The sequence below is a fragment of the Streptomyces sp. NPDC057428 genome, from assembly GCF_042803195.1.
Lineage (GTDB): Bacteria > Actinomycetota > Actinomycetes > Streptomycetales > Streptomycetaceae > Streptomyces.
Genome location: NZ_JBHVCT010000177.1, coordinates 1 through 4,772, shown reverse-complemented (window position 1 = coordinate 4,772; position 4,772 = coordinate 1). Strand labels below are relative to the sequence as shown.

General features: G+C 68.0%; 8 protein-coding genes and 1 pseudogene. 5 read left to right on the top strand and 4 right to left on the bottom strand.

Annotation, left to right across the window (positions count from 1 at the left end):
• Window positions 1-183 precede the first annotated feature (183 nt).
• The 4 genes from ACFU5K_RS31240 to rpmB all read right to left on the bottom strand — a co-directional run bounded on the left by ACFU5K_RS31240 (window position 184) and on the right by rpmB (window position 2,137).
• A complete protein-coding gene (locus ACFU5K_RS31240) occupies window positions 184-498 on the bottom strand; it encodes a hypothetical protein (protein WP_384067933.1) in 315 nt (104 codons plus the stop codon).
• A 181-nt stretch (window positions 499-679) separates the two neighbouring features.
• Window positions 680-1,240, bottom strand: a complete 561-nt coding sequence (locus ACFU5K_RS31235; RefSeq protein WP_384067930.1) for a Fur family transcriptional regulator — start codon at window positions 1,238-1,240, stop codon at window positions 680-682.
• Between the two features lie 355 nt (window positions 1,241-1,595).
• Window positions 1,596-1,901: a 30S ribosomal protein S14 gene (gene rpsN / locus ACFU5K_RS31230; RefSeq protein ID WP_384067928.1), complete on the bottom strand. Its 306-nt coding sequence runs from the start codon at window positions 1,899-1,901 to the stop codon at window positions 1,596-1,598.
• Window positions 1,901-2,137 (bottom strand): 50S ribosomal protein L28, encoded by a 237-nt coding sequence (gene rpmB, locus ACFU5K_RS31225; protein WP_359465241.1) that lies wholly within the window; start codon window positions 2,135-2,137, stop codon window positions 1,901-1,903. The genes rpsN and rpmB overlap by 1 nt, the downstream gene beginning before the upstream one ends.
• 68 nt (window positions 2,138-2,205) lie before the next feature.
• Between rpmB and rpmG the strand changes: the two genes are divergently transcribed.
• The 5 genes and pseudogenes from rpmG to ACFU5K_RS31200 all read left to right on the top strand — a co-directional run.
• A complete protein-coding gene (rpmG, locus tag ACFU5K_RS31220) occupies window positions 2,206-2,370 on the top strand; it encodes a 50S ribosomal protein L33 (RefSeq protein ID WP_203183923.1) in 165 nt (54 codons plus the stop codon).
• A gap of 52 nt (window positions 2,371-2,422) precedes the next feature.
• Window positions 2,423-2,677, top strand: coding sequence for a type B 50S ribosomal protein L31 (locus ACFU5K_RS31215; RefSeq protein ID WP_384067925.1), 255 nt, complete (start codon window positions 2,423-2,425; stop codon window positions 2,675-2,677).
• Window positions 2,677-3,831 carry a CobW family GTP-binding protein gene (locus ACFU5K_RS31210; protein ID WP_384067922.1) on the top strand — a complete coding sequence of 385 codons (1,155 nt, stop codon included), beginning with the start codon at window positions 2,677-2,679 and terminating at the stop codon, window positions 3,829-3,831. The genes ACFU5K_RS31215 and ACFU5K_RS31210 overlap by 1 nt, the downstream gene beginning before the upstream one ends.
• 43 nt (window positions 3,832-3,874) lie before the next feature.
• Window positions 3,875-4,117, top strand: a complete 243-nt coding sequence (gene rpsR, locus ACFU5K_RS31205) for a 30S ribosomal protein S18 (protein ID WP_384067919.1) — start codon at window positions 3,875-3,877, stop codon at window positions 4,115-4,117.
• 194 nt (window positions 4,118-4,311) lie between these two features.
• A pseudogene (locus tag ACFU5K_RS31200) lies at window positions 4,312-4,614 on the top strand (hypothetical protein); the annotation flags it as partial.
• Window positions 4,615-4,772 lie beyond the last annotated feature (158 nt).

Genomic DNA, 4,772 nt, shown 5'->3' with positions numbered 1-4,772 from the left:
AGCATCAGCCCACGCAGATACAGCTCGCCCTTGGCCCGCTGGTCCCGACGCGCCAACGAACCAAGCATCTCCACCGCGAACGCCTCCAGGCGCGGGCGGACCCTCTCCATCTCCTCAGGTGTCACACCTGATAGGACATCACAACGTACCTGACGACGATCAACCGGGGTAGCTAACAAAGCCCTAGTAGAGCACATCGGCGGACTCGACCTGCCGTGCAGCAGCCTCGGCCTGCGTGAGCGGAGCCGTGCGGTCCCAGCCGTTCCACAGGCGAACGGCCTGGTGGACGCAACCGATGTCGGCCATGAACGGCGCCGGGTCGACACCCACCAGGTCCGGCGCCGCTGCGTAGTGGTCCCCGAGGGAGGTCGCACCGCTTCGGGTTCGCCACAACTCCACCAGGAAGGGCAGGATGTCCAGGTTTTCCGGGAGGGCGAGGATGACATGGTCGCTTCCTACGGCCCGGCGGAGCGAAAGCAGGTCCTGCCGAAGGATCACAGCCGGGCTCCCGGTGGCAGCCTTGGGAGCGATCGACTCGAGACGCGGATCGTCTCCGGAGAGGAAGCGCTGGACCGAGGGGCGCTCCTCATGCCGTCCGTGGACCGACACCGCCAGGGCGACTGCGCCGTGCGACAGCCGCAAGAGCCTGTCAACGGCTTTCCCTCGTACGGCCGGAGTATTACCGGTTACAACGCTGAGCAGCCCTTTGGGCACGTGGGTTCCCATCGAGTGAGGTGGAGCGATGGCTGGCCGGTGGCACTTCGAAGGGTTGCGCAACGCGGGCCGGGCAGGTCAAAGTTCCCCCTCGCCCCACATCGCCTAACGCGCAACCGGGGCAGGTGCCCGTCGCGGCGACAGCGTGCCGCACGTCCTCGAACCCGTGACGAGGCCCGAGCTGCGCGACCCAGTCCTCCAGCACCTGGCAGACGAACGCGACGCCGGCTCCGCAGACCCGGCACGTCAAGTGGTGCTCGTGGACCGGCGGCAGATACCGGTACACCTTCACCTCGCTGCGCGCGTGTACCGCTTCGAGTCTCCCCTCCGCGTCTGCGGCAGCCAGCGCCCGGTACACCGTGGTGAGGCCGATACATATTCCCTGCTGCGTCATCGACGCATGGAGGCCCTGAGCACTCACAAACCCTCCGTTCCTCCGGAGGGCGTCCAGCACTTCAGGCCGCCGATCTGCTGCACGGCGGCGTCTGGGTCGATCGGGGACGGCAGCCGACGAAGCGCTGGCCATCGTCGCCTCCTTACGTGCGGGTAGGTGCAGCTGCTGGTCACGTCAGAGCCAGTTGGCCCGCCCCCGCCGACGGTGGATCTCGGGCATCCGCCGTCGGCGGGGCGGTCGGGCCAGTCGCCTTAGCGGCGTCCGCCCCTCACATTATCCGAGATGGTAATCATTTCCAGTTAGTTCGGCGAGGTATTGGCAGAGTCGACGGAGGACCCGAACGAGCGCACCCCCCGCCGCCCCGCGAAATACCCGCACGCCCACTACGACGCATCATCGGCCGTGGCAGCATGCGGGCAGGGGGAACAGCGACGGGTGGCGCCACGGCCCGCCGACCGCACCACCACCCGTCATCGAGAGCGAGCTGTCACCAGGAGGACTTGGTCACTCCGGGAAGGAATCCGGCGTGCGCTTGTTCGCGCATCCGAACCCGGGACAGTCCGAACTTCCGCAGATGACCACGCGGGCGGCCGTCCACGCTGTCCCGATTGCGCACCCGGGTGGCACTGGCATCGCGCGGCTGCCGGCGTAGTTCCTCGGCAGCAGCAAGTCGCTCGACCTCCGGAATGCCGGACCTGCGGATGATCTTCTTCAACTCCGCACGACGGGCGGCGTACCGCGCGACGGTCGCCTTGCGCTTCTCGTTCTGGGCGATCTTGCTCTGCTTGGCCATCAGACCTTCACTCCCCTCGCCCGGATGCGGGCGACCGCCGCCTCGATGCCGATGGTGTCGATCACCTTGATCGCCCTGGCGCTCAGCACAAGGCGCACATGCCGCCCCTCGCTGGGCAGCCAGTAGCGCTTGCGCTGGATGTTCGGGTCGAACCGGCGCGACGTGCGCCGGTGCGAGTGGGAGATCTTGTTGCCGAAGCCCGGCTGTGCACCGGTCAGTTGGCAGTGGGCGGACACGAAGTTACCTGCCTCTCATCGGGTCGGGTCCATATTGAAAATGGAAACCATTGCCATATAGTAGCGGCATGGCTCGCAACGAACTACGCCCGATCATCAAGCTCCGCTCCACCGCGGGAACGGGCTACACCTACGTCACCCGCAAGAACCGGCGGAACAACCCCGACCGGCTGGTGCTGCGGAAGTTCGATCCGCTCGTCCGTCGCCACGTCGACTTCCGCGAAGAGCGCTGACACCGCGATTCCCCCGCTCGACACCCCCGACCCTGACCACGAGGACACCGCCATGAAGCCCGGAATCCACCCCTCCTACCGCCCCGTCGTCTTCCGCGACAAGGCCGCCGACTTCGCCTTCCTGACCCGCTCCACCTTGAGCAGCGACCGGACGGTCGAGTGGGAGGACGGCAACACCTACCCGGTCGTCGACGTGGAGATCTCCTCCGCGAGCCACCCCTTCTACACCGGGACCGCCCGCGTCCTGGACACGGCAGGGCGCGTCGAACGCTTCGAGCGACGCTACGGCCGCAGTGAGGGCCGGTGATGGAGGACAGGCACAAGCTCCCCGTCGTCATCGTCAGCGGACTGCACTCGGACGCACGCCACGAGGTCGTGGAGGGGCTACTCAGGGAGATACCTCACAGCGTCGCTCTGCACCACGACCTCGCGACGGCCGGGACGGGCACGGTGTACCGGACCGTGCGGGACACCTCCGGAATGCTCTCCAGCGGCGATACCCCCCTGGTGAACGACTGCGCGTGCTGCGCCTTGCGCGAGGACCTGATGCCCGAACTGGAGCGCCTGGCGGCCGACGGGGTGACCAGGACCGCCATCGTCGAACTGTGGGACTCCGTCGAGCCCCAGGCGATGGCCGAGGTCATCGCCGCACACGGGGATGGCGGGGCAGAAGTGACGAGCGTGATCACCGCCGTCGATCCCGCCCTCGTCCTGCCCTACCTCGCCAACGGCGACGACCTCGCCGAGGCGGGACTGGCAGCCGCGGCCACCGATCAGCGGACCGTGGGCGACACCTGGGCGCGACAACTGGAGTACGCCTCGGCGGTCGCCATCGTGGACGACGGCCAAGCGGACGAGGAAGACCGGGCGCTGATCGGCCAGCTGCACCCGACGGCCCCTCAGGCGGCGGCCGGCTCACAGGAGCTGGCGGGGCTGGCCCTCGTGGGATTCGACGTGGAAGCGGCCGCCGCGGGACAGCATCCGGCCTGCGCACTATTGCCCCAGGAGGCCGAGGAGGCCGGCGTCAGCACTCTCGTGTGGCGCAAGCACCGACCGTTCCACCCCGAGCGTCTGTACGACGCCCTGGAGGACCTGAGTTGCGCGGCCGCCCGCAGCCGCGGCCGGTTCTGGCTCGCCGACCGTCCCGACACACTCCTGTCCTGGGACGCGGCGGGCGGCGCGCTCTGCGTCGAGAACAACGGTCCCTGGCTCGCATCCCTCCCGGACGCAGCCTGGGACATGATTCCGCCGGTCCGACGGGCGGCCGCCGCACTGGACTGGCATCCCGAGCACGGCGACTGCTGCCAGCACCTGGTCTTCATCTCCCCCGGCCTGGACCGGGACGGGCTGACCGCTCTACTCGATTCCTGTCTGCTGACCGACGCCGAGTACACAGCGGGCCGTGCGGCCTGGAAGGACCTGCCAGCCGCCTTCGACGAGTTCCTCGACCCCGTCCACTGACCGCCTCGCGCAACCACACACCCAGCCCTATAAGGAAAGACCCATGACCCGACGCCAGGAACCCCGTAAACCCGCCAAGGACCGCCCGAACCCGCTCGACGCGGCGAAGATCACCTACATCGACTACAAGGACTCCGACCTCCTACGGAAGTTCATCTCCGACCGAGGCAAAATCCGCAGCCGCAGGGTCACCCGGATCAGCGCCCAGCAGCAGCGACAGGTAGCCGCAGCGATCAAGAACGCACGCGAGATGGCACTACTGCCGTACGTCGGCTCCAGCAAGTGATCCACAAACTGGGCCGTCGCGGAGGGTGACGACCGAAGGCTCTGCGTGCTGAACTGCAGCCCTGACGGCGCGCCCGGAGGTGCCCACACCCAGACGGGCCCACCCTGCGAGATATGCCGGACTTGTCTGCCCCTTCTCTCCGGCGGGCGCGTTCGGTGTCTCCAAGACAGCGAACCGACGAAGGCGTCGGCGAGATGTCCACGACCACGGCGCACCACCCCCACCCCCACCCCGCGCACGCGCACCAGCACGCCCCGGGATGCGGCCACGTGGCCATCCCGCACATCGACCACATCGACTACGCGCACGACAACCACTTGCATCGCGCCCACGAAGACCATGTGGACGAGTGCGAGAATCCGGCCCACTCGGTCCACGAAGGGCACGACCACCAGCACGGACAGGACTGCGGTCACGTCGCCGTGCCGCACGAAGACCACGTCGATTACGTCCATGACGGCCATCGCCACGCCTCCCACGATGGGCATTGGGACGACAGGCCCCTGCCATCGGCCACCCGTCGGCATCGGCGAGATTCGCGCATATGGCAGGCGCTGGTGCGGAGTCCGCACCCGCGGCGGGCGCGGGTCACGGTGACGTGTGGGGCGGGGCAAGAGGCCGTTGGGCCGTGTCATTGTGTATAAGGCCAAAAAGC